Origin of the sequence: Streptomyces sp. NPDC088254 (genome assembly GCF_044740925.1) — a bacterium.
Taxonomy (GTDB): Bacteria; Actinomycetota; Actinomycetes; order Streptomycetales; family Streptomycetaceae; genus Streptomyces.
Window position 1 is genome coordinate 433982 of sequence record NZ_JBIURQ010000001.1, and the last position, 24717, is coordinate 458698.

General features: G+C 69.8%; 20 protein-coding genes and 2 pseudogenes. 7 read left to right on the forward strand and 15 right to left on the reverse strand.

All coding sequences use genetic code 11. From position 1 onward, the window contains the following. Window positions 1–2 precede the first annotated feature (2 nt). Window positions 3–797, forward strand: a complete 795-nt coding sequence (locus tag ACIOC0_RS01935) for a metal-dependent hydrolase (RefSeq protein ID WP_130440212.1) — start codon at window positions 3–5, stop codon at window positions 795–797. Between the two features lie 32 nt (window positions 798–829). Here ACIOC0_RS01935 and ACIOC0_RS01940 read toward each other — a convergent pair whose 3' ends face one another. From ACIOC0_RS01940 to ACIOC0_RS01955, 4 genes are all read right to left on the reverse strand, one after another. Continuing rightward, window positions 830–1087: a type B 50S ribosomal protein L31 gene (locus ACIOC0_RS01940; RefSeq protein WP_352246969.1), complete on the reverse strand. Its 258-nt coding sequence runs from the start codon at window positions 1085–1087 to the stop codon at window positions 830–832. Between the two features lie 120 nt (window positions 1088–1207). Continuing rightward, window positions 1208–1678, reverse strand: coding sequence for a DUF5709 domain-containing protein (locus ACIOC0_RS01945; protein ID WP_402151144.1), 471 nt, complete (start codon window positions 1676–1678; stop codon window positions 1208–1210). Window positions 1679–1929: 251 nt separating this feature from the next. Next, on the reverse strand, window positions 1930–3774 hold the full coding sequence (locus ACIOC0_RS01950) for an ABC transporter ATP-binding protein (RefSeq protein WP_402151147.1): 1845 nt from the start codon (window positions 3772–3774) through the stop codon (window positions 1930–1932). Next, window positions 3771–5573 (reverse strand): ABC transporter transmembrane domain-containing protein, encoded by a 1803-nt coding sequence (locus ACIOC0_RS01955; protein ID WP_402151150.1) that lies wholly within the window; start codon window positions 5571–5573, stop codon window positions 3771–3773. Before ACIOC0_RS01955 ends, ACIOC0_RS01950 begins: the two co-directional genes overlap by 4 nt. 376 nt (window positions 5574–5949) lie before the next feature. On the opposite strand from ACIOC0_RS01955, the gene ACIOC0_RS01960 reads away from it, so the two are divergent. Further along, a complete protein-coding gene (locus tag ACIOC0_RS01960) occupies window positions 5950–7308 on the forward strand; it encodes a cation:dicarboxylate symporter family transporter (RefSeq protein WP_402151153.1) in 1359 nt (452 codons plus the stop codon). 44 nt (window positions 7309–7352) lie between these two features. Here the strand turns inward: ACIOC0_RS01960 and ACIOC0_RS01965 are convergent, their stop codons facing one another. Beyond that, window positions 7353–7820, reverse strand: a complete 468-nt coding sequence (locus ACIOC0_RS01965; protein ID WP_402151156.1) for a MarR family winged helix-turn-helix transcriptional regulator — start codon at window positions 7818–7820, stop codon at window positions 7353–7355. Window positions 7821–7912: 92 nt separating this feature from the next. Here ACIOC0_RS01965 and ACIOC0_RS01970 point away from each other — a divergent pair, with 92 nt between their 5' ends. After that, on the forward strand, window positions 7913–9781 hold the full coding sequence (locus ACIOC0_RS01970) for an ABC transporter ATP-binding protein (RefSeq protein ID WP_402151159.1): 1869 nt from the start codon (window positions 7913–7915) through the stop codon (window positions 9779–9781). A 53-nt stretch (window positions 9782–9834) separates the two neighbouring features. Continuing rightward, window positions 9835–10692, forward strand: coding sequence for an endolytic transglycosylase MltG (gene mltG / locus ACIOC0_RS01975; protein WP_402151161.1), 858 nt, complete (start codon window positions 9835–9837; stop codon window positions 10690–10692). A 37-nt stretch (window positions 10693–10729) separates the two neighbouring features. Here mltG and ACIOC0_RS01980 read toward each other — a convergent pair whose 3' ends face one another. From ACIOC0_RS01980 to ACIOC0_RS01995, 4 genes and pseudogenes are all read right to left on the reverse strand, one after another. Next, window positions 10730–11866 (reverse strand): FAD-dependent oxidoreductase, encoded by a 1137-nt coding sequence (locus ACIOC0_RS01980; RefSeq protein ID WP_402151164.1) that lies wholly within the window; start codon window positions 11864–11866, stop codon window positions 10730–10732. A gap of 117 nt (window positions 11867–11983) precedes the next feature. Beyond that, window positions 11984–12322 (reverse strand): annotated as a pseudogene (locus tag ACIOC0_RS01985) (ABC transporter substrate-binding protein); the annotation flags it as partial. After that, window positions 12322–12793, reverse strand: a pseudogene (locus ACIOC0_RS01990) (ABC transporter permease); the annotation flags it as partial. The pseudogenes ACIOC0_RS01990 and ACIOC0_RS01985, both read right to left, overlap by 1 nt. 243 nt (window positions 12794–13036) lie before the next feature. Further along, entirely contained in the window at window positions 13037–13222 is a 186-nt protein-coding gene (locus ACIOC0_RS01995; protein ID WP_402151166.1) for a putative leader peptide, read from the reverse strand. A gap of 18 nt (window positions 13223–13240) precedes the next feature. On the opposite strand from ACIOC0_RS01995, the gene ACIOC0_RS02000 reads away from it, so the two are divergent. From ACIOC0_RS02000 to ACIOC0_RS02010, 3 genes are all read left to right on the forward strand, one after another. Then, entirely contained in the window at window positions 13241–13663 is a 423-nt protein-coding gene (locus tag ACIOC0_RS02000; RefSeq protein WP_351088808.1) for a secondary thiamine-phosphate synthase enzyme YjbQ, read from the forward strand. A gap of 77 nt (window positions 13664–13740) precedes the next feature. Further along, complete coding sequence (locus ACIOC0_RS02005; RefSeq protein ID WP_402151169.1) at window positions 13741–13893, forward strand: hypothetical protein; 153 nt, start codon at window positions 13741–13743, stop codon at window positions 13891–13893. Window positions 13894–14017: 124 nt separating this feature from the next. Further along, window positions 14018–14923 (forward strand): hypothetical protein, encoded by a 906-nt coding sequence (locus tag ACIOC0_RS02010; RefSeq protein WP_402151172.1) that lies wholly within the window; start codon window positions 14018–14020, stop codon window positions 14921–14923. Window positions 14924–15353: 430 nt separating this feature from the next. Here the strand turns inward: ACIOC0_RS02010 and ACIOC0_RS02015 are convergent, their stop codons facing one another. From ACIOC0_RS02015 to ACIOC0_RS02040, 6 genes are all read right to left on the reverse strand, one after another. Continuing rightward, window positions 15354–17666 (reverse strand): beta-L-arabinofuranosidase domain-containing protein, encoded by a 2313-nt coding sequence (locus ACIOC0_RS02015; protein WP_402151174.1) that lies wholly within the window; start codon window positions 17664–17666, stop codon window positions 15354–15356. 541 nt (window positions 17667–18207) lie between these two features. Next, entirely contained in the window at window positions 18208–18477 is a 270-nt protein-coding gene (locus ACIOC0_RS02020; protein ID WP_402151177.1) for an acyl carrier protein, read from the reverse strand. Window positions 18478–18488: 11 nt separating this feature from the next. Further along, entirely contained in the window at window positions 18489–18764 is a 276-nt protein-coding gene (locus ACIOC0_RS02025) for a hypothetical protein (protein WP_402151180.1), read from the reverse strand. Next, on the reverse strand, window positions 18761–20356 hold the full coding sequence (locus tag ACIOC0_RS02030) for an acyl-CoA ligase (AMP-forming), exosortase A system-associated (RefSeq protein ID WP_402151183.1): 1596 nt from the start codon (window positions 20354–20356) through the stop codon (window positions 18761–18763). The genes ACIOC0_RS02025 and ACIOC0_RS02030 overlap by 4 nt, the downstream gene beginning before the upstream one ends. A 128-nt stretch (window positions 20357–20484) precedes the next feature. Continuing rightward, window positions 20485–21492: a TauD/TfdA family dioxygenase gene (locus ACIOC0_RS02035; RefSeq protein ID WP_402151185.1), complete on the reverse strand. Its 1008-nt coding sequence runs from the start codon at window positions 21490–21492 to the stop codon at window positions 20485–20487. Between the two features lie 553 nt (window positions 21493–22045). Continuing rightward, window positions 22046–24664, reverse strand: a complete 2619-nt coding sequence (locus ACIOC0_RS02040) for a Pls/PosA family non-ribosomal peptide synthetase (RefSeq protein WP_402153138.1) — start codon at window positions 24662–24664, stop codon at window positions 22046–22048. Window positions 24665–24717: the final 53 nt, after the last annotated feature.

Here is a 24717-nt window from a genome sequence, read left to right on the forward strand (position 1 = left end):
CCATGATGGGACCAGCACACTCACTGTCGGGCGCCGCCGCCTGGCTCGGGGTCGGAGCGGCAGCGGCCGCCTCCGGCCACACGATGCCCTGGCCGGTCCTGCTGTCGGGCGCGCTGATCTGTGCCGGGGCCGCGCTCGCCCCGGACCTCGACCACAAGGCCGCGACGATCTCCCGTGCCTTCGGGCCGGTCTCGCGCTGGGTGTGCGAGATCGTCGACAAGCTCTCCTACGCCGTCTACAAGGCCACCAGGAAGCAGGGAGACCCGCGCCGCTCCGGCGGTCACCGCACCTTGACGCACACCTGGCTGTGGGCGGTCCTGATCGGCGCGGGCGCCTCGGCGTTGGCGATCACCGGCGGCCGCTGGGCGGTGCTGGCGATCCTCTTCGTGCACTTGGTGCTGGCCATCGAAGGTCTGCTGTGGCGGGCGACGCGCGGATCCAGCAGCGACGTGCTGGTGTGGCTGCTGGCGGCCACCAGCGCGTGGATAGTCGCCGGGATCCTGGACAAGCCCGGCAACGGCTCCGACTGGCTCTTCACCGACCCCGGCCAGGAGTACCTGTGGCTGGGCCTGCCCATCCTGTTGGGCGCGCTGGTGCACGACATCGGGGACGCGCTGACCGTCTCGGGCTGCCCGGTGCTGTGGCCCATCCCGATCGGGCGCAAGCGCTGGTACCCGATCGGCCCGCCCAAGGCGCTGCGGTTCCGGGCCGGCAGCTGGGTCGAACTGAAGGTGCTGATGCCGGTGTTCATACTGCTCGGCGGGGTGGGCGGCGCGGCGGCGCTCAACTTCATCTGATCCAACTGAGGCGCGCCGCGGCAGTCGCCGGCTCAGGCCGTCGTCGAACCTTCGCCGTAGCGCCGCTCGAACCGTGCGATGCGGCCCTCCGAGTCCACTGTGCGAGCCTTGCCCGTGTAGAAGGGGTGGCTCTCCGAGGAGATCTCCACATCCACCACCGGGTAGGTCTCGCCGTCGTCCCAGTCGATGGTCTGGTCGCTGGTCGCGGTGGACCGGCTCAGGAAGGCGTATCCGGCGGCGCGGTCCCGGAAGACGACCGGGTGGTAGTCGGGGTGCTTGTCCTGCTGCATGCGTACTCCTCCTCGTACGGCGGGGGACGCTCCCGGCGCGGGAGCGGAACCGGGTCGTGGGACCGGGGCGGAGCGGTCCTGCCGCCGCTTCCGGCCGTCGTCACGCGGGCGGTGGCCGGGTCAGCCGTTCAGGGTGTCCTCGTCGACGATGTGCACCGCGGCTTCCTCGGCGGAGGCGGCCGCGCCGTCGATGCCGACGTCCGTGGCGATCAGGGCGCTCTCCTCGTCCTCGTGGGCTCCCTCGTCCGGTGCCAGGAGCCGGCCGGAGCGGGCGGAGCCGACCTCGTTGTCCAGGAGTTCCCCGTCGGTGCCGTCGCAGTCGCCGATGCCGTCGCCGTCCTGCGGCGCGAGGTCCGGCAACTCCTCCGCGAGCCGCTGGTCGAGGGTCTCGCCCTGCCTGCGCTCCGCGGCCGTCACACCGAGGTGCTCGACGGCCCACGGCCTCTCCGGAGGCGACCAGCCCCGGTCGAGCGGGTCGGCGACCCCGTCGTCCAGCAGGGTGTCCTCCGCGTCGAGCAGTCCCGCGTCGTCCTGGATGTCGGAGGCATCGGGCTGGTAGACGTCGTCCCCCCATCCGTCGGCGCTGTTCACGGGTACCTCCAAGGGGTGACGGACCCGTCCTCACCGGGGTGGGCTGCGGGAGACAGCCGCACGGAGCCCCGGCCGGGCGCGGCGCCTTCCGGACGGACCGGTCCGGCTGCCCTGCGCGTGGGTGCCGCTTTCCAGCGTTCCACCCCGGTTCGGTGGCGCGCAACGGCAGAGGCGACGGGGCCGGGGAGCAGGCGTCGGGGCCGCCTGCTCCCCGTACGCCGCCCGCGCGCCGGGTGCGCGGCGGCCTCCCGTCACCCGTGCCAGGACCGCCAGAGCGCTGCGTACGCCCCGCCGGCCGCGACCAGCTCCGGGTGGCTGCCCAGCTCCGTGATCCGGCCGTTCTCGACGACGGCGATGACGTCGGCGTCGTGAGCGGTGTGGAGGCGGTGCGCGATGGCGACGACGGTACGGCCGTCCAGGACGCGCGCAAGGGACCGTTCCAGATGGCGGGCGGCCCTCGGGTCCAGGAGGGAGGTCGCCTCGTCGAGGACCAGCGTGTGCGGATCGGCCAGCACCAGGCGGGCGAGCGCGATCTGCTGGGCCTGAGCCGGGGTGAGCGCGAGCCCGCCGGAGCCGACCTCGGTGTCCAGGCCGTCGTCCAGCGCCCGGGCCCAGCCGTCCGCGTCGACCGCGGCCAGCGCGGCCCACAGCTCGGCGTCGGCGGCGTCCGCAGTGCCCCCGGTGTCCGTGCCGTTCACCGGACTGCCCTCCTCAGCGCTGAGCCGGGAGTGGGGCAGGGCGAGCCGGAGGTTGTCGCGCAGCGAGCCGACGAAGACATGGTGTTCCTGGTTGACCAGTGCCACGTGCGAGCGGACTCGTTCGGCGGTCATCCGGGACAGTTCCGCGCCGCCGAGGGCGACCCGCCCCTCGCGCGGGGAGTAGATCCCGGCGAGGAGCCGGCCGAGTGTCGACTTGCCCGCCCCCGAGGGGCCGACCAGCGCGAGCCGGGTCCCCGGAGCGACCTCGAGGGACACCTTGCGCAGCACGTCGACGCCCTCGCGGTAGCCGAAGCGGACGCGGTCGGCGAGCACGTCCCGCCCGGCCGGCTCCAGGCCGGGCTCCCCGGTGTCGGAGGCGATGTCGCGGACACCGACGAGCCGGGCCAGCGAGACCTGCGCCACCTGGAGCTCGTCGTACCAGCGCAGGATCAGGTTCACCGGGTCGACGAGCATCTGCGCGAGGAGCGCGCCCGTGGTGAGCTGGCCCACGCCGATCCAGCCCTTCAGCACGAACACCCCGCCCAGCATGAGCACCGAGGCGAGGACCGTGACGTGCACGATGTTGATGACCGGGAAGAGCACCGACCTCAGCCACAGTGTGTAGCGCTCCCAGGCCGTCCACTGCTTGATCCGCAGCTCCGACAGCGCGACGCGGCGGTCGCCGAGGCGGTGGGCCTCGACGGTGCGTCCGGCGTCCACGGTCTCGGCGAGGGCGGCGGCCACGGCGGCGTACCCTGCGGCCTCCGAGCGGTAGCCGGCCGGCGCCCGTTTGAAGTACCAGCGGCAGCCCGCCACCAGCAACGGCACCGCCACCAGCACCGCAGCGGCGAGGGGCGGCGCGGTGGCGACCAGTCCGCCGAGCAGCAGCGCCGCCCACATCACGCCGATCGTCAGCTGGGGAACGGCCTCACGCATGGCGTTGCCCAGCCGGTCGATGTCCGTGGTGATGCGGGACAACAGGTCGCCTGTCCCGGCCCGTTCCAGCACGCCCGGCGGCAGCCGGACCGACCGCACGAGGAAGTCCTCGCGCAGGTCGGCCAGCATCCGCTCGCCGAGCATCGCGCCGCGCAGCCGCACCTGTCGTACGAACGTGGCGTGCAGGAGCAGGCCGAGCACGAAGAGGGCGGCGCTGAGCTCCAGCCGGAGGTCGCGCGTCCCCTGGGAGAGCCGTTCGACGAGGTCGCCCAGGATCCACGGCCCCACCATGGAGGCGAGCGTGGCGACCGTGTTGACGGCCACGAGGAGCAGGAATGCGCGCCGGTGCCGGCGCAGCAGTTCGGCCACGTAGGCGCGTACGGTCGCGGGGGCGCCGACGGGCAGGGTGCTCGCCGTCCTGGGGGCCGCCGGGTCGTAGGCGGGTGGCGCCACGCCGATCATGCCGTCTCCTCGATCTCTTGCAGTCCGTCGTTGGTGAGACCCTTGAGGGCGCCGCTCGGCGCGGTGTCCTCGTCGGTCTCCCGGGTCACCACAGCGCGGTATCGCGCGTCGGTGTCCAGCAGTTCGCGGTGGGTGCCGACCGCCTCGACCCGGCCCTCGTGCACCAGGACGACGCGGTCCGCTCGGTCCAGGAGCAGCGGCGAAGAGGTGAACACGACGGTCGTCCGGCCGGACCGCAGGACGCGCAGCCCTTCGGCGATACGGGCCTCGGTGTGCGAGTCGACGGCGGAGGTCGGCTCGTCCAGGACGAGGACCTCCGGGTCGGTGAACAGCGACCGTGCGAGTGCGAGCCGCTGTCGCTGCCCGCCCGAGAGGGAGCGCCCGCGTTCGGTGATGCGTGCGTCCATGGGATCGTCGGCCTCCAACGAGCCCTGCACGAGCGCGTCGAGCACGTCGCCGCACTGGGCGGCCGCCAGCGCGTCGGCCGCGTCGACGGCGCCCGAGGCGGGCACGTCCAGCAGGTCGCGGAGGGCCCCCGACAGCAGCACCGGGTCCTTGTCCTGGACGAGGACGGCGGTGCGCGCGCAGTGCAGCGGCAGCTCGTCCAGCGGGACCCCGCCGAGCAGTGCGGACGGGCCGTCCTGCCAGGAGTGCCCGCCCAGGCGTTCCGCGAGCAGTCCGGCCGCGTCCGGGTCGCCGCACACCACGGCGGTGAGCCGTGAGGCCGGGGCGAGCAGCCCGGTCTCCGGGTCGAACAGGTCGCCGGTGGGGAGGTCGGCGTCGCGTGAGCCGTCGGTGTCCGTCGTCCGTTGCAGCGACAGGACGCGGGCGGCGCGCTGCGCCGCCGGTCGGGAGAACGAGTAGGCCATGGCGATCTCCTCGAAATGCCTGAGGGGATAGGTGAGCACCATGACGGAGCTGTAGACGGCGACGAGTTCACCGATGGTGATGCTGCCGGTGCGGGCCAGGTGAACGCCGTAGACCACCACGACGACGATCAGCAGGCCCGGCAGCAGTACCTGGATGGCGCTGATCAGGGACCACATGCGGGCGCTGCGGACGGCCGCGTGCCGGACCTCCTGGGAGGCGCGCCGGTAGCGGTCGAGGAAGAGTTCCTCGCCGCCGATCCCGCGCAGCACACGCAGGCCGGCCACGGTGTCCGAGGCCAGTTCGGTGGCACGTCCGGCCTTCGCGCGCTGGTCGTCGGCCCGGCGTGTGGCGCGGGGCAGCAGCGGCAGCACGGCGAGCGCCAGCACGGGCAGGCCGACGGCGACCACGATCCCGAGGGCCGGCTGGTAGACGACCAGGCCGACGCAGACGAGCACGACGGTGAGGGCAGCGGCGGTGAAGCGTGACACCGCCTCCACGAACCAGCCGATCCTCTCGACGTCGCCGGTGGAGACGGCGACGACCTCGCCGGCGGCGACCCGGCGGCTCAGCGCGGAACCCAGATGTGCGGCCTTGCGGGCGAGGAGCTGCTGGACGCGGGCGGCGGCGGTGATCCAGTTGGTGACAGCGGCCCGGTGCAGGAAGGTGTCGCCGACGGCGATGGCGGCGCCGAGCAGGAGCATCAGCCCGCCGGCGAGGGCGAGTCGGGAGCCCGAGCGGTCGACGGCGGCCTCGACGGCGTATCCGACGCAGAAGGGCTGCGCCGAGACGGACACGAAGTGGAGCAGCCCCCAGGCCAAAGCCTTGAACTGGCCGCCCAGTTGGTTGCGGCCGAGCCACCAGAGGAAGCGGGGACCCGAGCGTGCGTCCGGCACGCCCGGGTCGGGATACGGAAGGTCTTGGATCTGCATGACGTCCCAGTGGCTCGTGTCAGGTGGGGGAGGGGGAGGGGCGGACGCACGGGTCCGCGGGCTTCGCAGCAAACCGTGAAAGGTTCGCGTTGACGGGCGCTCGGAATCAACCTGTTTTTTCCAGCGGCAGCACGTGAGTTCGAATGCCTTCGAACGACGCTGTCGCGGTGGTGAAGATGTGCGGCGTCAGGGGCGGCGGCACCCGACGGCATCACCCGTGACTGGTTTTACGCGGTCGCAACACGGTGGTTTCAGGGGCGATCAACGACGCCTCCAGAGTGACGGTACGGAAGCCGCTTTCCGTATCGCAGAAGTCATCCCCCCTCATCGTCTCGTCGTGCCTCCGCGCGTCTCCGCCCCCCTCCGAGGAGTGCCCGTGTCGCCGTCCGTCCCGTCCCCGCCGCGGCGCGTCCTACGCCTGCTGCGTACCTCGCTCTTCGTCCAGGTCGCCTGCGCACTCGTCCTGGGGATCGTCTTCGGCAAGCTGTGGCCCGGCGTGGCCGCGGACCTTCAGCCGCTCGGCGACGGCTTCCTCCGGCTCATCAAGACGATCATCTCCCCGCTGGTGTTCTGCGTGGTCGTCGTCGGCATCGCCAAGGCCGGTGACCTGAAGGCGTTCGGCCGGATCGGACTCAAGGCGCTGATCTGGTTCGAGGTCGCGAGCACGCTCGCCCTGCTGATCGGCCTCCTCGCGGCCAACGTCGTCCAGCCCGGCTCCGGCATGCGCGTGAATCCCTCCACGCTCGACGCCTCGGCCGTGGACGCCAAGACGGGCGGCGGTGCGCTGCCCTCGGCCACGGAGTTCGCACTGGACGCGCTGCCCACCAGTTTCGTCGGCGCCTTCGCGGAGAACTCGCTGCTCCAAGTGCTCGTCCTGGCCTGCCTGGTGGGGGCGGCGCTGCTGCACCTCGGGCACACCAAGGTGCCCCAGGTCCTGCCCGCCGTCGAGCAGGCCCAGGCGGTCGTCTTCGCGATCGTCGGCTTCGTGATGCGGCTCGCCCCGCTCGCGGTGTTCGGCTCGATGGCCGTCCTGATCGGCCAGTACGGCCTCGGTGTGATCAGGACCTACGGCGAACTGATCATCCTGTGCTACGCGGCCGCCGCGTTCTTCGTCGCGCTGCTCGCCCTGGTGCTGAAGGCGCTCACCGGGATCAGCCTCTGGAAGTTCCTGCGCTACATCCGGGAGGAGGTGCTCCTCGCCCTCGGCACGGCCTCCACCGAGTCGGTGATGCCCCGCGTGATGGAGAAGCTGCGCAGGGCCGGCGCCCGTGACGACGCCGTGGGCCTGGTGCTGCCGACGGGCTATTCCTTCAACCTCGACGGCGCCTCGCTCTATCTGTCGATCGGCACGCTGTTCATCGCCCAGGCCGTCGGCGTGGACCTCGGCCTGGGCCAGCAGATCACGGTGGTGCTGGTGCTCATGCTCACCAGCAAGGGCATGGCGGGCGTTCCCGGTTCGGCCTTCCTCGCCCTGTCCGCGACCGCCTCGTCGCTCGGGGTCGTCCCGGCAGGCGCCGTGGCCCTGCTGCTCGGCGTCGACCGCGTCATGGACGCGATGCGCGTGGTGACGAACCTCCTCGGCAACTGCGTGGCGGTCTTCGCCGTGTCCCGGTGGGAGGGCGCGCTGGACATCGAGCAGGCGAAGAGGACTCTCACCGGCGAGGCGGAAGCGACGGCCGGAGGGGGCATCCCGGCGCAGCCGGCGGCCAAGGAGCCTGCTGCCGAGGTCTTCTGACGGAAGTGCGACTGCTGCTGGTCCGGGCCCGTCGGGGCCCGGATTCAGCCGTTTTCCGGGATCCCGCAGTGGGCGGAGGGGGTTCCGTCGACCAGCGTGTCCAGCAGCTCCCCGAGCACCGCCCGCTCCAGGCCGGTGAGCGGAGCCAGGATCTCCCGCGCGGCCGACTGCCGCGCCCGGTGCAGTTCGCGGAGCGTCTCGCGCCCCTCGTCCGTGAGCTCGATGCGGATCACCCGGCGGTTCGTCGGATCAGGGACCCGGCGCACCTTGCCGTTCGCCTCCAAGCCGTCGACCAGCGTGGTCACCGCGCGGGGCACCACCTCCAGCCGCTCCGCGAGATCGGCCATGCGCGGTGGCGCGCCGAAGTGGTTGAGCGTGCGCAGAAGGCGTGACTGGGCCGGGGTGACGCCCAGGTCGGAGAGCTCCAGATGGCGCTTCTGGATGCGGTGCACCCGGCGGGTGAACCGCAACAGCTGCTCGGCGAGCGCGCCTTCGGGATCGGGGGTGGTCATGCGGGAACAATATCAGGACGCCGTTCATTGTGAGTATAGGTAACAATGAGCTACGCTCTCAAAATCCGTCCGTCTCACCTTCGAAGGAGCCCATGCGCCCCGACACGCCAGAGCTCTGGTCCCCGCCCGCCGAGGCAGACGCACCGCAGCCCCGGCAAGTGCGCCGCATCCTGCGGCTGTTCCGCCCCTATCGAGCCCGCCTCGCGGTCGTCGGCCTGCTGGTCGCCGCCTCGTCGCTGGTCTCCGTGGCCACGCCGTTCCTCCTCAAGGAGATCCTCGACGTCGCCATCCCCGAGGGCCGCACCGGCCTGCTGAGCCTGCTCGCCCTCGGCATGATCCTCAGCGCCGTCCTGTCCGGCGTGTTCGGCGTCCTGCAGACCTTGATCTCCACGACGGTCGGCCAGCGCGTCATGCACGACCTGCGCACCGCCGTCTTCGGCCGTCTCCAGCGGATGTCGCTCGCGTTCTTCACCCGCACGCGTACCGGCGAGGTGCAGTCCCGCATCGCCAACGACATCGGCGGCATGCAGGCCACCGTCACCTCGACCGCGACCTCCCTGGTCTCGAACTTCACCAGCGTCGTCGCCACGGTCGTCGCCATGATCGCCCTCGACTGGCGCCTGACCGTCGTCTCGCTGCTGCTGCTGCCGGTCTTCGTGTGGATCAGCCGCCGCGTGGGCGACGAGCGCCGCAGAATCACCACCCGGCGCCAGAAGCAGATGGCGGCAATGGCGGCCACGGTCACCGAGTCGTTGTCGGTCAGCGGCATTCTCCTCGGCCGCACCATGGGCCGCGCCGACTCCCTCACCCGGTCCTTCGCCGACGAGTCCGAGCGCCTGGTCGACCTCGAGGTCCGATCCAACATGGCCGGCCGCTGGCGCATGGCCGTGATCGGGATCGTCATGTCGGCCATGCCGGCCTTCATCTACTGGTCCGCGGGCATGGCCCTCCAGCTCGGCGGCCCCGACGTCTCCCTCGGCACCATCGTCGCATTCGTCTCGCTCCAGCAGGGCCTGTTCCGCCCGGCGGTCAGTCTCCTGTCGACCGGTGTGCAGATCCAGACCTCCCTCGCGCTCTTCCAGCGGATCTTCGAGTACCTCGACCTCCCCGTCGACATCACCGAACGTGAGGACCCGGTCCACCTGGATCAGGTGAAGGGAGAGATCCGCTTCGAGAACGTGTCCTTCCGGTACGACGACGGCGCGCGAGGCCGTGAAGACGCCCGTGGCACGACCGACGGCGACGGCCGGGACGAGGGCGGGGCGGCGGGTCCCGTCCTGGACGGCATCGACGTCACCGTCCCCGCCGGCGGCAGCCTCGCCGTCGTCGGACCGACCGGTGCGGGCAAGTCCACGCTCGGCTATCTGGTGCCCCGTCTGTACGACGTGACCGGCGGCCGGGTGACCCTCGACGGCGTCGACGTCCGCGACCTGGACTTCGACACCCTCGCACGCGCGGTCGGCGTCGTCTCCCAGGAGACGTACCTCTTCCACGCCACCGTCGCCGAGAACCTGCGCTTCGCCAAGCCGGACGCCACCGACGAGGAACTGCACGCGGCGGCGCGGGCGGCCCAGATCCACGACCACATCGCCGCACTGCCCGATGGCTACGACACCGTCGTGGGCGAGCGCGGCCACCGCTTCTCCGGGGGCGAGAAACAGCGCCTGGCCATCGCCCGCACCATCCTGCGCGACCCGCCGGTGCTCATCCTCGACGAGGCGACCAGCGCCCTGGACACCCGCACCGAGCACGCCGTCCAGGAGGCGATCGACGCGCTCTCCGCCAACCGCACCACCCTGACCATCGCCCACCGGCTGTCGACCGTCCGCAGCGCCGACCAGATCGTGGTGCTCGACGCGGGCCGGGTGGCCGAACGCGGCACGCACGAGGAGTTGCTGGCGAGCGGAGGGCGGTACGCGGCTCTGGTGCGGCGGGATGCGCGACTGGAGCCGACAAGATGAAAATATGGCCGGTGATGTCAGGTTTGTGACGGTGTGCGGGTTACCGTGCCCGCATGCAGATGAACACTCCGTCACGGAGAACGATGCGACTGACCCGCCGGGGCCGTCTCACCCTCATCGCGACCGGAGCCGTCGTGGCCGGCGCCGCCGTGGCGGTGCCCCTGCTGACCCCGGACGACCACGAGGAAGCCAAGCGCCCCACCTCGCTGGTCATCCCCGAGGGCTGGCGCGCTAACCAGGTCTACGAGGCCGTCGACAAGGCCCTCTCCCTGCCCGCCGGCACCACCAGGAAGACCCTGCCCGCCGCCGACCTGCGACTGCCGAACGACGCCGAGGGCAACCCGGAGGGCTACCTCTTCCCGGCGACGTACCCGCTGGAGGAGAAGACCACCCCGCAAGCCCTCCTGGCGTCGATGGTCGACACGGCGAACAAGAAGTTCAACGGCGCGCCGATCGCCGCGGGAGCGCAGCGCAACGCCATGAACGTCTATCAGGCGGTCACCATCGCCAGCATCGTCCAGGCCGAGGCGGCCACCAAGGACGACATGGGCAAGGTGGCCCGCGTCGTCATCAACCGTCTGGAGCGCGGTATGCCGCTGCAGATGGACTCCACCCTCAACTACGCCCTGAACCGCTTCACGGTGAGAACCACGGAGAAGGACACCCGCATCGCGAGTCCCTACAACTCCTACCAGCGCATGGGGCTGCCTCCGACGCCGATCGACAATCCCGGCGAGGAGGCGATGCAGGCGGCGATCAACCCGACGCCGGGCGACTGGCTGTACTTCGTCACGGTCAAGCCGGGCGACACACGCTTCACCGCGAGCTACGAGGAACACCAGCGCAACGTCGCGGAGTTCAACCGGAACCAGAGCGCACAGGCTGCGCCGAGTCCGTCGAAGGTCCGGTGACCCGAACGCCGCGTTGTCTTGTTCTCGCGAGAGAACATCACGCGGCAGCGGCCGCTTCCCGCTCCTCCTCGCCCTGTGCGAGCAGCCGGGCGATCTCCCGCACCGCCGAGCGTCCGGCCCGGTTGGCGCCGATGGTGCTCGCGGACGGGCCGTAGCCGACGAGGTGGACGCGGGGATCGGTGACGGCACGGGTGCCGTCGACGCGGATGCCGCCCCCCGGCTCCCGCAGCCTCAGCGGCGTGAGATGGTCAACGGCGGGCCGGAAACCGGTCGCCCAGAGGACGACGTCGGCGCTCACGTGTCGCCCGTCGTTCCACTCGACCCCGTCCGGGGTGAGCCGGTCGAACATGGGCAGCCGGTCCAGCACGCCGTCCGCCAGCCCCCGGCGGATCGCGTCGTTGAGCGGCAGACCGGTCACGGAGACGACGCTCTTCGGCGGCAGCCCCTGCCGTACGCGTTCCTCCACGAGCGCGACCGCCGCGCGACCCGCGTTCTCGTCGAAGGGGCCTTCGCGGAACACGGGCGGGCGCCGTGTCACCCAGGTGGTGTCGGCCGCGTACGGGGCGAGCTCCAGCAGATGCTGTGTGCCGGACGCGCCCCCGCCCACCACGACCACGCGCAGGCCGGCGAAAGCCTTGGGCCCGGGGTATTGCGCCGTGTGCAACTGCTGTCCCTGGAACGTCTCCTGGCCGGGGTAGCGCGGCCAGAACGGCCGGGCCCAGGTGCCGGTGGCGTTGATCAGAGCCTTGGCGGACCACGTACCGCCGGAAGTCTCCACGAGCAGCCGCCCCCGGGACGCGGACCCGTCCAGCGTGCCGACAGCGCCGGCGTCGACGCTCGTCGAGCGCACGGCCCGCACGTCCACCGGCCGCCGCACCCGCAGGTCGAACGTGCGCTCGTAGCGGTCGAAGTACTCGCTGATGACCTCGGACGAGGGCAGCGCAGCGTCCGCGTCCGTCAGCTCCATGCCGGGCAGGGCATGCATCCCGTGCACCTTGCCGTACGTCAGTGAGGGCCACCGGAACTGCCAGGCGCCGCCGGGGCCGGGGGAGTGGTCCAGCACCACGAAGTCGCGCTCCGGGACCAAGCCGGTGCGCCGCAGGTGATAGGCGCTGGACAGGCCGGCCTGCCCGGCGCCTATCACGACCACCTCGACCTCGCGTATGTCGTTCACGCCTCTGCCAACAGTGCCGAGGGCGTGGATCTTCCCCGGGGCGGGCCGGCTCGCCTTCGCCAGGTGTGAAGCGCCTGCTCGGCCGACGGGGAAACACCCCCGTCGAGCGGCCGGGGGTCAGGACGACGGGTGCGGGGCGCTCGTCGAGGCGGGCAGGTTCCCGTCGTACCGACGGTCCACGAACTCACCGAAGTCGACCTTCCGCGGAATCAGCCTCAAGTCGGTGAAAGCGTCGGCGATCTTCTGTTCCGAGGCGATGAGCGGCTGATCGACGGCGACCGCGACCCGCGTGGCGTTCGTCCGCCGCACCGACGCGAGCGCCACCTCGTAGGGCAGCCGGGTGTCCTTCGCCCACACCTTCGCCCACTCCTCCTGATGGTCGTAGACCCAGGCGGCGGCCCGCCGCAGCCGGTCCAGGTAGTCCTTGATGGCGGCGGCCTTCTTCGCGTCCTTCAGATGATGAACAGCGGAATGAGACCGACGAAGGGAACCGTCCGCAGCATCTGGACCGGCGCGTCGACGAGATCCTCGCCGATCCGGAACAGCCCGGAGAGCAGGGCGAGTCCGGTGCCGACCACGACGCCGAGCGCGAGCCCGGCTGCCACGCGCTGAAGCGAGGTGCCTATGGCGGAGGGAAGCGAGCCGTCGGAGACCAGCTCGTCGGCGGCCTGCGCGATCCGGCCAGGCGACGCGAGCACGTCGGGCGTCAACTCCCCTGTGCTGCTGAGGAGTTGCCGCAACGCCAGATGGACGAGCGGTCCGGCGTGGCCAGCGGGTGCTGCGGGCGGAGCGGGGGAGGAGTGGTTGAAGCTCGGGGGAGTCTTCGCGCCCGGAAGGGGCCTCGCTCGACTTGACGGCAGACGACGAGGCCGACAAAGGCGGAATATCCCCTTCGGGAGACTCGGCTGGGGCGTGACTGATGCTCATGGGGGGCTCCACAGGAGGAGGGCGTACCAGTGGGGGCATGCCTCCGCGCCGTCAGATCACGTCAGAGCGCTGACCCGATCGGATCGACGGCTTCAACCGCGACCGGACGGGCGACGGTAAGCAGGGCCGAAGGGGTGACTCCCGCACACCCGGCACAGGGGCATGGCCGGCCGACTCACGCGAGGGCGCAGTTGAAGAAGAGGGTGGAGGCGAAGAGACCGCGAAGGCGGAGAGGGGAAGGCGTCAGCAGCCGCGACGACACGCGGCGGAGGCCACCCGCAGCAGGTCGATATGACCGCGCGTGGTGAGGAAGGCTGAACGCAACATGCCACTGACGTAGCCAGACGGCCCGACCATGGTCAACGCCGTCTCGCGGAGCGGACTGCCGTTCCACTCGCCGAACCGCCGGACGGGTGTGGAATCCGGCATCCGGGTCAGGATGGGAGCATGCCAGATGCGTTCACCACACGAGTCCTGCACATCGCCTCCGGCTCACAGGAGAGTGTCGTCGACCTCACCCGTGACTGCGAGGGCTTCCTGCGGGAGGAGGCGGCCGGCCGCGACGGCCTGCTCAACGTCTTCGTCCCACACGCCACCGCCGGCATCGCGGTGATCGAGACGGGCGCGGGCAGCGACGACGACCTCCTCGCCGCCCTGCACACCCTGCTCCCCGCCGACGACCGCTGGCAACACCGTCACGGCAGCCCCGGCCATGGCCGCGACCACGTCCTACCGGCCTTCGTCCCACCCCATGCGACCCTGCCGGTCGTCAACGGAAGACTGCAACTGGGCACGTGGCAGTCGGTCTGCCTGGTGGACACCAACAAGGACAACGTCAACCGTCAGGTCCGACTGAGCTTCCTGGGCTGAGCTGGGCCGGGCCGTCGGTCCTCCGTACTCGGCCCGGGCCCGAACGTGATCGAACGGGCTTACGGCGGGTCTGGGAAGTGGGGACAGTTCCCGGCCAGCCCCTCAGCGCCGCCGGCTACAGCCAGCCGATGCGACGCCACGGCTTCCACACCATTCCCGCCCGCAGCAGCACGCGCGTCGTCCTGTGGTCCCGCAACGGTCAGGACAACCAGAAGTGGAGCCAGACGTGACCGACCGTTCCCCGCGTCCCTGCTTTTTCCGGGGACGAGGGGAACCGCGTGAACGGGCCGACCTCAATGTCTGTTGGTGCCACAGAGATCACAACGTCGTACGCACACCTGCGATGCTGGGCAGATGAGCAAGGTGTGGCAAGGACACGTCATCGATGGCACGCGCTTCGTGGTCCCGGCGTCCGGTGTGACGCCGAGGCACGTGCTGTGCGCGGTCGGCGTGGGCCTGGATCCCGATGTCATCAGCCGGGTGGTCGAGGAGGCGGGTGCTGGGGACTTCACGCTCGACGAGTTCCAGCGGGAGCCCGACCCCCGGATGCGTGAGGCGTTCGACGTCGCGGTGGCTTCCCGCCGGGCCGCCGGCGTCGACGAGTTCGGCGACGACGACTGGGCCGCGGTGGACGCACACGACTCGGTCGCCTACGTCCTGTCACCGCCGGTCTCCCAGGCCACCGGCCTCGACGTGTCCCGCCGGGCGCTGGCCGTCACCGCGGCCCTGCTGGCCGGCGGAGCCACCGCGGTGAAGAACGAGTCCAGCGGGGTGGCCTGCGGTCGGGAGCGGTGGCTGGCCCTGGCGAGCGAGGCGGCGGCCGCCGAGACCGCGGACGACCTGGTCGGCGCCCTCGTCCGGGCGTGGGTCGTGCCGGTGATCCACGACGGGGAGGTCTACTACAGCTGCGGCATGCACCTCCTGGGCGAGGCCGACGTGGAGCTGGCCCCGGGAAGCACCGCGGTACCCGAGCCGGAGCTGCTGTCGGAGTGGGTGACCACGATGGAGATCGCGTCGTACTACCTGCTTACCGAGCAGCCGGACCACGGCGTCCAGAACGGCGAGGGTTTCCGTATCGCGCCGGACGCCACGCGCTGGATCATGAACCGTGTGGAGTGCGAACGGTTCGAGGATGACGACTTCTTCCACAACCCGTACGGATACTGGCGCCTGACCCCGGCTGCCCGCGACCCGCGGAGGGGGGCGAGGCTCAAGAGGCGCAACCCCCGCACGACCTTTGGAGCGCGACGGAGGGGGTGAGAGCGGGTAAGGCGTGGAGATCTCCGGACCACGGGCCCAACGCCGCGCCCTTCCCCGGCGTCCCAGTACCGATGACGGTCCCGCCCACCCGGGCGACCGCACATGGGGCGAAGCACCGGAGGGACGCGTGGCCGACCGAACACCCGCCAGGGCCCGGCGCGATCGGGGCCGTGGCGGTCACAGTCCTGGCTCTCGGCGGACTGCAGGGCTCGACGGCCGGCGCGCAGACCGTGGAAGCCGTGTCGAGCCCTTCGGCAACCTGCCACGGCACCCAGCCGAAGGGCGGCGGCACCGGTAACTCCGGCGACGGCGGCCCGGATGATCGTTGCACGGGCGCACTGCGACCCGACCTTGTTCGTGTTGCCGAACAATGGTCGGGGCGCCGAGCAGGCGAGACCGATGAAAAGCGATCGGGGTCGTGCGGGTGACCTCAGTTCCTCACGATGCGCCACCGGTTGTCGGCCGTGCCGTTGTCCGAGTCCTGGACCGCGAACGCGCCGACGGCGGTGGAGTTGTCAGCGATGGCGAGCAGCCTGCCGCTGTTCGCGTTGCGGATCTTGTAGGTCCCGTCTCCCTGGTCGAGCAGCGTCCATATGTGGTCCGTCGTGCCGTTGTCCGACCACTGCAGGATCGTCGCACCGTCCGTCGTGGACATGTTCTGGACGCCGAGCACCTTGCCGCTGTTGGCGTTGCGGAAGCGGAATCCGTTTCCGTCGGGGATCATCTGCCAGTTGTGGTCTGCGGTACCCGAGTCGTTCCACTGCAGTGCGCGGCCGCCGTCGGCCGTGGACATGTCCTGGATGCCCAGAACGAGACCGCTGCCCGCGTTGGCGAGACGCACAGTGCTGGTGTCGCTGATGTTCCAGTAGACGGTGTAGTTGTGGCCGTGTGCGTCGTGGAACGGTCCCAGGTCGACGGTGGAGCCGTTGGCGGTGGCGGTGAAGGCGAGCGAACTGCCGCTGGTCCGTGAGATCGAGGAGGTGTTGAGCGACGGGGGTGAACTGAGCGCAGTGTCACCGTAGTTGCCGGACAGGACCACCGGGCCGTAGGTGATCGCGGCGACGTTCGCGTTGTCGTTGGCCGCTCGCATGACCACTCGCATGGGCAGGCGGACGGTCACCGTGTCGCCGGAACTCCAGGAACGGGTCAGGGTGGCGTAGCTGCCGGGCGTGGTGGTGATGTTCTGCGCGGTGCCGTTCACGCTGATGGTGGCCCCGACGGTCCAACTCGGGATGCGGACGCGCATCGCCCAGGTTCCACTGACGTTGCCGGTCACCTGCAAGGTCGTGGTGTCGCTGACGGGGTACGACGTTGTCTGCGTGACGGTGATTCCGCGCTCCGACCAGTTGAGCACCGAGGGCACGAAGAGGTTCACGATCAGCGTGTTGTCGCTGCGGTAGTAGATGGAGTCCATCAGCCTGGTGTGCATCTCCAGGCCCGTGCCCTGGCAGCACCAGAAGGTGCCGTAGTCGGTGCTCCAGGTGCCGCCGCCCCACGCCGGGCCCACACCGCGTCGGCCTCCCGGGTTGAGCGGGGTGAAGTAGGTGACGTGGCCGTGTTCGTCGGCCGGGTTCTGCTGGCCGATCATCTGGTTGAGCCATGCCCGCTCGTAGTAGTCGAACAGCGCGGCTCGGTTCGGGTCCAGGGCGAACAGTTCCCGAGTGAGGGTGAGCATGTTGAAGGTGTTGCAGCTCTCGCAGGTGTCCTTGCTCAGGTAGCCGGCGACGGCGTTCGGGGCGCGGAAGTGCTCCGCCTGGCTGTTGCCGCCGATGGCGTAGGTGTGTGCGTCGACGGTGATGTTCCAGGCGTTGAACGCGATGTCCCGGTAGCGGCTCGTGCCGGTGGCCTTGTACTCCCGTGCGGCCCCGATCCACTTGGGCACCTGGGTGTTGGCGTGCAGTCCGTTGAGCTGGTCCTGGCCGGACGCCAGGGGGTCGAACACCGCGGCGTGGTCGAACCGCTGGGCGACAGCGAGCCACCGCGCGTCGCCTGTCTGCTGATGGAGGTCGGTCAGCACGGCGTTCATGCCGCCGAACTCGGTTCCCAGCATGGCCTGCATCTGCTGCCTGCTCAGTCGGCCGGTGCGCAGGTCGACCCACCCCGCCAGGGCGATCAGCACGTCACGGGCTCGCGTGCTGCCGATGTGGCGCCATGCGTCCAGTAGACCGGCGAGGGTCTTGTGGATGGTGTAGTACGGCACGTTGCCGTTGTTCAGGGTCCGTTGTTCGAGGGCGGTGAAGTCGGACTCCGGATAGCCGGAGAGGTAACCGGCGTTGTAACCGGCGGCGCTGTTGTTGGCCTGGCATCCGGCCAACTCCGCCACCATGGTGGTCGCCTTGTCCCGGCAGGTGGTGTCCCCGGTCACTGCGTACAGCTGTGCCCATGCCGTGAGGAAGTGCCCTTGCACGTGGGTGCGGAAAGGGAACGTCGGCGCGTCCCAACCTCCGTTGGCGGCTGCGCCTTTGGTGGACAGCCGATGGTTGGCTCGGAAGTTGTACAGCAGCCGGTCGACGTCGACGGACCGCAGGTAGTTCCGCGTGCGGTTCTGGTTGTCGAGCCACCGGCTCGCGGTGAGCTGGACCTGACCGAGTGTGAACGGGTGCGCGGAGACCCCGATGTCGGCCCTTGCGGGAGGGACGGCCGCGCGGGCGGGAGATGCGCTGACCAGGGATCCGGCGGCAGAGGCGGCGGCGGTGGCCCCGGCTGCTTGCAGCAGGCGTCGCCTGCTTAAGGAGGAGGACATCTCTGCCCTTTCGGTGAGGGAAGGGTGACTGTCTGGTCGTCGATGCGTTCGCTGTCCCATGGCGGGGCGCCATACGCCACGGGGTGTCTGCTGCCGATGTGGCGCCTCAGGTGACAGGCCGGCGGCGACATCACCGGCGGAGCCGCCGGCGGCGGACGCTGCGCAGCCCTGCATCGCAACGCGGCTGGGGCGCGTCGGGGTCTCGACCGCATCAGCCGTGTCAACGGATACATGGGATGGATTAACGGATACGAACGATGCCACTGTCCAGTCGTGCGACACAGAATATTGGCATCTCCGGGATGTGTTTCCCGTCGGCACGCTGAGCCTTAGCCAAACAGCGGATGTGCAGAGCCGGCAGCACCCACCCGAAGCGCTGACAGGCCTCCTCGCCACCACGGCCGCGGCCCCGGAAACGCCCACGGCGCGCAAGAACCAGGCGGTGCGCGGCAACCGCCGTCGCCGCCACCACACCAGGCCGACCCAAGCGGCGAGCCAATTCCGCCCGTACCCCGTCCAGTTCGACTCCGAGGAGCGGCTCTCAGCGCACCTTGGACTCCACGAAGGCCGCGAGCCGCCCGAGGGTCTCGAAGGTCTCACCGGCGATCTCGATCCCGATCTCGATCCCGAACCGTTTCTGCAATGCGACGATGAGCTTGACGACGGTGAGCGAGTCGAGTTCAGGAAGATTGCCGTACAGTTCCGTCTCCGGCCCGAGGTCATCGGCCCGGTCCTCGATGTCCAGCGTGACCACTACGAGGGCCTTGACGTCCTCGAAAATCGCCTGCGAGATCTCTTGCGAGCGAGTCATATGGCTTCTCCTCATCGGTCGTGCACACCTGGCGGCCCGGGATCTGCACCATCACGTGTGTCGACGACACTGAGAGTCTCAGCAGCCGGGACGCCCATTTGGTTCGCGATGGCGACCAGGTGGTTCTTGCGGATGACCCGCCCGAAGTCACCGAAGGCAGCGAGCTGTTGGTGGGGGCCGCTACCCACGACGAGAAAGGTGCGGCTCTGCGTCTCAGCGTCGACGCCGAACTGCTGTGAGCCGCCGCCGAGGCTGATCGCGGGGTACGCGCGGGCGCCTGCGGTCATGCCGGCTCCTGCGGGCGGGAGGCGGCGAGCTCGTGGCGAAGGAATGCCCGGTCGAACTTGCCGTTCGGCGACCGGGGCAGGACATCAAGGACCGTCACCTCGGCGGGCACCATGTAGCCGGGCAGTTCCTGCCGCAGGCGTGCGGTCACCGCGGCCGGGTCGAATCCGGCCGGATCGCGGGGTGTCACGACGAGGACGATCCGGTGGCCAAGTGCCTCGTCCTCGAGGCCGAGCGCGACGGCATCCTGAACCAGGCCGGTCTCGTAGGCCACTTCCTCGATCTCTTGTGGGCTGACCCGATATCCCGATGTCTTGATCATGTCGTCACGCCGTCCGACGAAGTACAGGAAGCCCTCCTCGTCGCGGACGACGACATCGCCGGACCAGACCGCCAGCTCGGGCGTACACAGCGCGGCCGGACGGTTCGGCGGTGGCCGGAACCGCTCGGCCGTGCGCTCCGGGTCGTTCCAATAACCCAACGTGACAAGCGGACCTCGGTGCACCAGTTCACCCGGCTCTCCCGGACTGCACAGGCCGCCGTCCTCCCGGACCACGAGGATCTCGGCGTTCGGGATTGCCTTGCCGATCGAATCGGGCCGCCGGTCGACCTCCCGGGGATCGAGGTAGGTGGAGCGGAACGCCTCTGTGAGGCCGTACATCAGGTACGGCGTTGCGTTCGGGAAGATCGCTCGCAGTCGTCGCAGGGTGACGCGCGGGAGTCGCCCCCCAGTGTTCGCGAAGTAGCGCACCCCGGCCACGGCCTCGGACGGCCACGTCTGGGCTGCGAGCTGGGTCCACAGCGGCGGGACGCCCACCAGCCCGGTGATGCGGTGCTTCGCGCACAGCCGGACGACATCCCCCGGCAGCAGGTAGTCGGAGAGCACCACGTGGGCCCCGACGCAGAAGCCGGTCGTCAATTGGCTCAGCCCGGCGTCGAAGCTCAGCGGGAGAACGGCCAGGATTCGGTCCTCTGCCGTGTTGTTCAGGTAAGTGCTGACGCTCTCCGCGCCGACGACGAGGTTTCGGTGCGACAGCACGACGCCCTTCGGGGCCCCGCTGCTCCCCGACGTGTAGAGGATCGCGGCCACATCCGTGTCGACGCCGCCCGTCGGAGGACACACGGCCTGGCTCGCGGGTTCGGCGACCTTCGACCAGGGGAGCACGCGGTAAGGGGCTTCCTCGTCCTCCGCAAGCGAGTCTCCCAGCACGAGGACGTGGGAGAGTGACTTGCAGGCGGCGAGCTCGGCGCGCAGGTTCCGCAGCCGGTCCGTGGAGGTCACCAGTACCCGCACGGCGCAGTCGTCGAGGATGTGCCTCACTTGCCTGGCCCGGAGCACGGGATTCACCGGGACGAACACGCCACCGGCCCGCGAGCAGGCGAGCAGCGCCACGACAGTCTCGATCCTCTTGTCGAGGAAGACCGCGACGCGCTCGCCACCATCGAGGCCGAGGTCGCGCAGGCCGGCGGCCGCGAGCTCCGTCCGCTCGTGCAGATCGGCATAGGAGATCGTGATCGTTCGAGCGGTCAGGGCGGGCGCGCCGGGGTTCCGTTGGGCGGACCTCGCAACGAGGTCCGGCACTCGGATGATCATTTCGGCGGATTCCTTTCGTCGCTTCTGCCTGGCAGTCGACGAATCCCCACCCCCCTCCCTGCGGGTTCGACAATGCGCGGTGGACCTGGGCACGGAGATGTCCGCGAACGGTCGCACGGGGGACGTGGTCATCCGGCGTTCACCTTGACGGTCGGCGAGCAGTCGGCCAGGCGTACCGGGTCGATCATCCCGACCAGGACTTCACGCGGTCCGGTGAAGGGCTCTCTGCTGTGTGCGCTGCGGATGTTGTCGACGAGCATCAGATCGCCCGCCTGCCAGGGCTCCCGTACGGTTTCGGCCTCGTACACCTCGTTGAGCAGGTGCACGACGTCCTCGCCTATCGGGTCGCCGCCCCCGAAGCGGGTGGTGAACGGCAGCCCCTCGGCGCCGTAGGTGTCGACCAGGAACTCGTGCACCTCGGGGTCGAGCGTCCACTCGTTCAGGAAGGCGATCTGGTTGAACCAGCAGCGCCGCCCGGTGACCGGGTGCCGTACCACCGCGCTGCGGCGCTGCCAGGTGCGCAGCCCTCCATCGGGTCGCCACTCGAACTCGATGGCATTGGCGCGGCAGTAGCTCTCGACCGCGCCACGGTCCTCGGTGCCGAACGCCTCGGCGACCGACATGCCGATCTCCTCGTTGTAGTTGCGGACGAGCATCCAGCCCTCCCGCTCGAGTCGTTCGACGAGGTCCCCGGGCAGTGCGTCGAGCACGGCCGTCGAGTCCGCCACACCGGTCGCCCCGCCCTCGGTGGGGGCGGACAGGCATGCGAAGAGGATCAGTCCGGGAAACTCGAGCCGGTAGCTCAGTTCGTGGTGCATGCACATCGGCTGGTTCGGCGGCCACTTCGAGGAGGAGTACACGCCCTCTGCGTAGGTCCGCCGGGAGGCGAAGGCCTCTCTTTCGGTCATCAGACCGGTGCGGGCCAGTTGGTGGAAGACGGCGACGGTCTCGGCCGCGTCGCGCAGACCGAGGCCGCGGACCAGGACCGATCCGTGCTCGGCGACCACCGCGCTGAGCGCCATCCGGTGCTCGGCCGCCCAGCGCACCGCGTCGTCGGCAGGCCTGGTGTGCAGGATCGGCGGTTTGCCAGGTTGTCGGTCCACCTCGAGCAGCGCCGCCTGAGAAGAGGTCGACATCTCATTTCTCCTTGATTCCTCGATGTCCACTCGGGAAGGAGCCACCGATTCGCTGACACACTGCAACGCCCGGTACCGTCTCGAGCCTGTCGTGACCAGCAGGCCGGATCGGCGAGGACCGGGTGGTGGTGAGGTCCTTGAGGAGACTGCGCGTTCCGGGGCGATCGCCGGCCGCACCGCCGACAGCGACGTGCCGTCCAGGTCGAAGAAGTGGTCCCGCCGGCTGATCTGCTCGGCCGGGAGGCCGAGCACCTTCGCCCTGGCGGCCGCCGGCCGCCGCTCGGCCGGCGTGCTCGGGGCGTGGTGGTCCTCCTCGGCGACCTCGAGCTCCGCGAGTTCTCCGGGCGAGCGCCGTCAGCGCCTTACGGTCGATCTTGCCGTTGCAGGTCAGCGGCAGGCTCTGCCGCCAGATCGCCGGGACCATGTGCCTGGGCAGCGACTCGCCCCGCCGGTGGCGCAGGACCTCGGTGCGCAGGACAGCCCGCCAGAGCTCCCGGCCGGTTTCAATCCGATCGTCCATCGAATCGTCCCAACGCTCCACGTTTGCCGGGTGTCAGTCGCCGCGGACGAGCACGTCGGCGCGGTCGTCGAGACTGTTCCTGCGCGGCTGAAGGTCAGCCGACTGCTCACGCATCTTCTTGGCCGGGTTCCCGCCCCACCGTGCGTGCGGTGGCATTTCCTCGCCTTTCATGAGGAAGGATCCGGTGGCGAGCACCGCGCCGTCGCCCATCGTCACGCCGTAGTGGACGAGTGTGCCGACACCGAGCGTGCAGCCGGCACCGATCACGATGTGGTCCGACTTGAATCCTCCGTCCTCCTGCGAGTGGCACTGAACGACAGTGTCCACATTGAAGGTGCAGTCGTCCCCGATCGTGGTGAACGTCCGCTCGGGTATGCGGAGGCCGTCGTCGAAGACCCGGCGGCCGATTCGCACACCCAGCAGCCGCCAGATCACGTTCTTCAGCGGGGTGCCGTTGAAGAGGAGGACATAGCCGAGGGTGGTCACTTTCCAGAAGCGTTCGTGCCGCCAGAAGGCGCGGTCGTAGATCGAGCAGCCCTGCGGCCGCAAGGCCTGCAGCGGTATGATCATCCGGTCGACCAGGACGTTGTAGACGACGGTGAAGACGAGGATCCCCGCGGTGGCCAGTGCGAACGCGAACGCACCCAGGGAGTCCCAGAGGTCGATGGCGGCCAGGTAGAACGCGGTGACGAGGAAGATGAGGAGCCAGCGCGCCAGCAGGAACAGCCCCATGCTGATGGTGTTGTAGACGTTCTTGGCCCGGAGGCGGCGGCGCACCTCGTCCTCGCTCGCCACCTCTAGCTGCCTGTCACGCCTGACCGACCGCGGGATCTCGAAGCTGGGCGCGCCCAGCAGACCCACACCTTCCCGCACCTGTCCGTGGACGGGAGCCATGACCTTCGTCGCGAGGAGGCAGTTGTCGCCCGTCTTGCCCTGCGCGGGATAGGCGATCAGGTTCCCGAGGAAGTTCTCCGCCCCGATCGACACGCGGGACAGCCGGAACGACGTGTTCGAGAAATCGGCGTTGATGATGGACAGCCCGTCCGCGACCATCGTTCCGCTGCCGACCGCGCTGAGGAACGGGGTGTCCTGCTTGACCATTTCGCCGAAGTTCGAACCGGTCTGCCGCACCCCGCGAAGGTCGTAGCCCAGCCAACGCAGGTAGTGGACGACGTAGGAGGTGCCGCCGAAGAGATTGAGGTAGAACCTGCTGTTGCTCATGCGGGCGATCGCGCGGTGGATCCAGTAGTGGAACCCGTACAGCGGGTAGACCTTGTCCGGCTTGATGAAGAGGTTCAGCACGCGCGGAACGGTTCCCACGAACACGAGGCCGACGAGTGCGGCGCCGAAGAAGGACACGGCGGATACGACCAGCGCGTCGTCGCGGTAGAACGCCCAGCTCGTGAAGGAGACCGGTTCCGCGGCCGACAGCGTGACGAGCTGCGGGACCTTCGTGAGCGCGAGGATCGCGATGACGAACATCAGCGGCGTACCCACCAGAAGCAGGTTCACCAGTTGCACGGTCGTGAAGGCGACCCGTCGCCGGGTGCTGACGTCCATCGTGGGGATCCGCCGGCAGTCGACGTCGGTCGGCTGCGCGGGGGAGCCGTGCCAGCGCTCCCCGTCGGGCACGGCCTGTCCGGCGTGCAGCGAAGAGGAGTGCCCCAGCTCCGCCCCGTCACCCAGCGAGGTCCAGATGTCGAGCACCGTCATCTCGCCGACGAGCGCGTCCTTGCCGAGGCTGACCGCGCCCGTCTGGATGATGCCGTTGTGGGCCCGGTAGCCGTTGAAGAACGAATCCTTCCGGATCACCGCGCCGTCGCCGATGCTGAGCAGGTCGGTGCACACGGGCACGTTCCTGGAGAAGACGACGGCGCCGCGCCCGACCTTCGCGCCCAGCGCCCTCAGGTAGAGCACGTAGAGCGGTGAACCGACGAACAGCGCCATCGGGTTCCGCTGGACCAGGGTCTTGACGAGCCAGAAGCGGAGGTACGCCATGCTCCAGACGCGGATCTGCTGGGGCTTCCACCGGCCGATAAGGAGCCACTTGAGCATGATCGGAAGGCAGCAGAGGCCGAGGAACATCGCGATGCCGTACGCGACCGCCCGCAGGTAGATGTCGACCGGGTTCGGGCCGGCCGAGACCCATTCGTAGCCCTTCACCGCGACGATCGTGGTAAGGGCGGGGTAGCCGAGGAGGAAGAGGAGTTGCAACGCACCGCAGAGGACGTACTCGCCGTTGCGTGCCCGCCGCGGCGGCTCACTGAGAGCCGCCGGAGTTGCGTGCTGCGAGGCAGGCATGGTTTTGCTGTCGGCTTTGGTGTTGTTCTTGCTGCTGGCGAGGGCGACTGCGAGCTGTCGAATGGTCGGGTGTTTGTAGACGTCCGGCATGGACACGGACGGCAGGTCGGCTTGCTTGCGTACTCGGGCGCAGAATCGGGCCATCAGCATGGAGTCGGCGCCGAGGTCGTCGAAGAAGTGACTGTCGACTGAGACGTGGTCGGTGCCCGTGATGTCGGCCAGCACTTCCGCGTAGCGTTGCTCGCTTTTGGCGAGAGTGGCCGCGTTGTCCCTCGGGTCGGCGGTGGGGGCATCGTTGGTGAGGGCGGCTGCGAGCTGTCGAATGGTCGGGTGTTTGTAGACGTCCGGCATGGACACGGACGGCAGGTCGGCTTGCTTGCGTACTCGGGCGCAGAATCGGGCCA

What these genes read in the sequence shown, in the direction of transcription:
- ACIOC0_RS01935 (WP_130440212.1), top strand. Translation starts at nt 3, where the DNA reads ATGATGGGACCAGCACACTCACTGTCGGGCGCCGCCGCCTGGCTCGGG.
- ACIOC0_RS01940 (WP_352246969.1), bottom strand. Translation starts at nt 1,087, where the DNA reads ATGCAGCAGGACAAGCACCCCGACTACCACCCGGTCGTCTTCCGGGAC.
- ACIOC0_RS01950 (WP_402151147.1), bottom strand. Translation starts at nt 3,774, where the DNA reads ATGATCGGCGTGGCGCCACCCGCCTACGACCCGGCGGCCCCCAGGACG.
- ACIOC0_RS01955 (WP_402151150.1), bottom strand. Translation starts at nt 5,573, where the DNA reads ATGCAGATCCAAGACCTTCCGTATCCCGACCCGGGCGTGCCGGACGCA.
- ACIOC0_RS01965 (WP_402151156.1), bottom strand. Translation starts at nt 7,820, where the DNA reads ATGACCACCCCCGATCCCGAAGGCGCGCTCGCCGAGCAGCTGTTGCGG.
- ACIOC0_RS01970 (WP_402151159.1), top strand. Translation starts at nt 7,913, where the DNA reads ATGCGCCCCGACACGCCAGAGCTCTGGTCCCCGCCCGCCGAGGCAGAC.
- mltG (WP_402151161.1), top strand. Translation starts at nt 9,835, where the DNA reads ATGCAGATGAACACTCCGTCACGGAGAACGATGCGACTGACCCGCCGG.
- ACIOC0_RS01995 (WP_402151166.1), bottom strand. Translation starts at nt 13,222, where the DNA reads ATGCCGGATTCCACACCCGTCCGGCGGTTCGGCGAGTGGAACGGCAGT.
- ACIOC0_RS02000 (WP_351088808.1), top strand. Translation starts at nt 13,241, where the DNA reads ATGCCAGATGCGTTCACCACACGAGTCCTGCACATCGCCTCCGGCTCA.
- ACIOC0_RS02010 (WP_402151172.1), top strand. Translation starts at nt 14,018, where the DNA reads ATGAGCAAGGTGTGGCAAGGACACGTCATCGATGGCACGCGCTTCGTG.
- ACIOC0_RS02015 (WP_402151174.1), bottom strand. Translation starts at nt 17,666, where the DNA reads ATGTCCTCCTCCTTAAGCAGGCGACGCCTGCTGCAAGCAGCCGGGGCC.
- ACIOC0_RS02020 (WP_402151177.1), bottom strand. Translation starts at nt 18,477, where the DNA reads ATGACTCGCTCGCAAGAGATCTCGCAGGCGATTTTCGAGGACGTCAAG.
- ACIOC0_RS02025 (WP_402151180.1), bottom strand. Translation starts at nt 18,764, where the DNA reads ATGACCGCAGGCGCCCGCGCGTACCCCGCGATCAGCCTCGGCGGCGGC.
- ACIOC0_RS02030 (WP_402151183.1), bottom strand. Translation starts at nt 20,356, where the DNA reads ATGATCATCCGAGTGCCGGACCTCGTTGCGAGGTCCGCCCAACGGAAC.
- ACIOC0_RS02035 (WP_402151185.1), bottom strand. Translation starts at nt 21,492, where the DNA reads ATGTCGACCTCTTCTCAGGCGGCGCTGCTCGAGGTGGACCGACAACCT.
- ACIOC0_RS02040 (WP_402153138.1), bottom strand. Translation starts at nt 24,664, where the DNA reads ATGCCGGACGTCTACAAACACCCGACCATTCGACAGCTCGCAGCCGCC.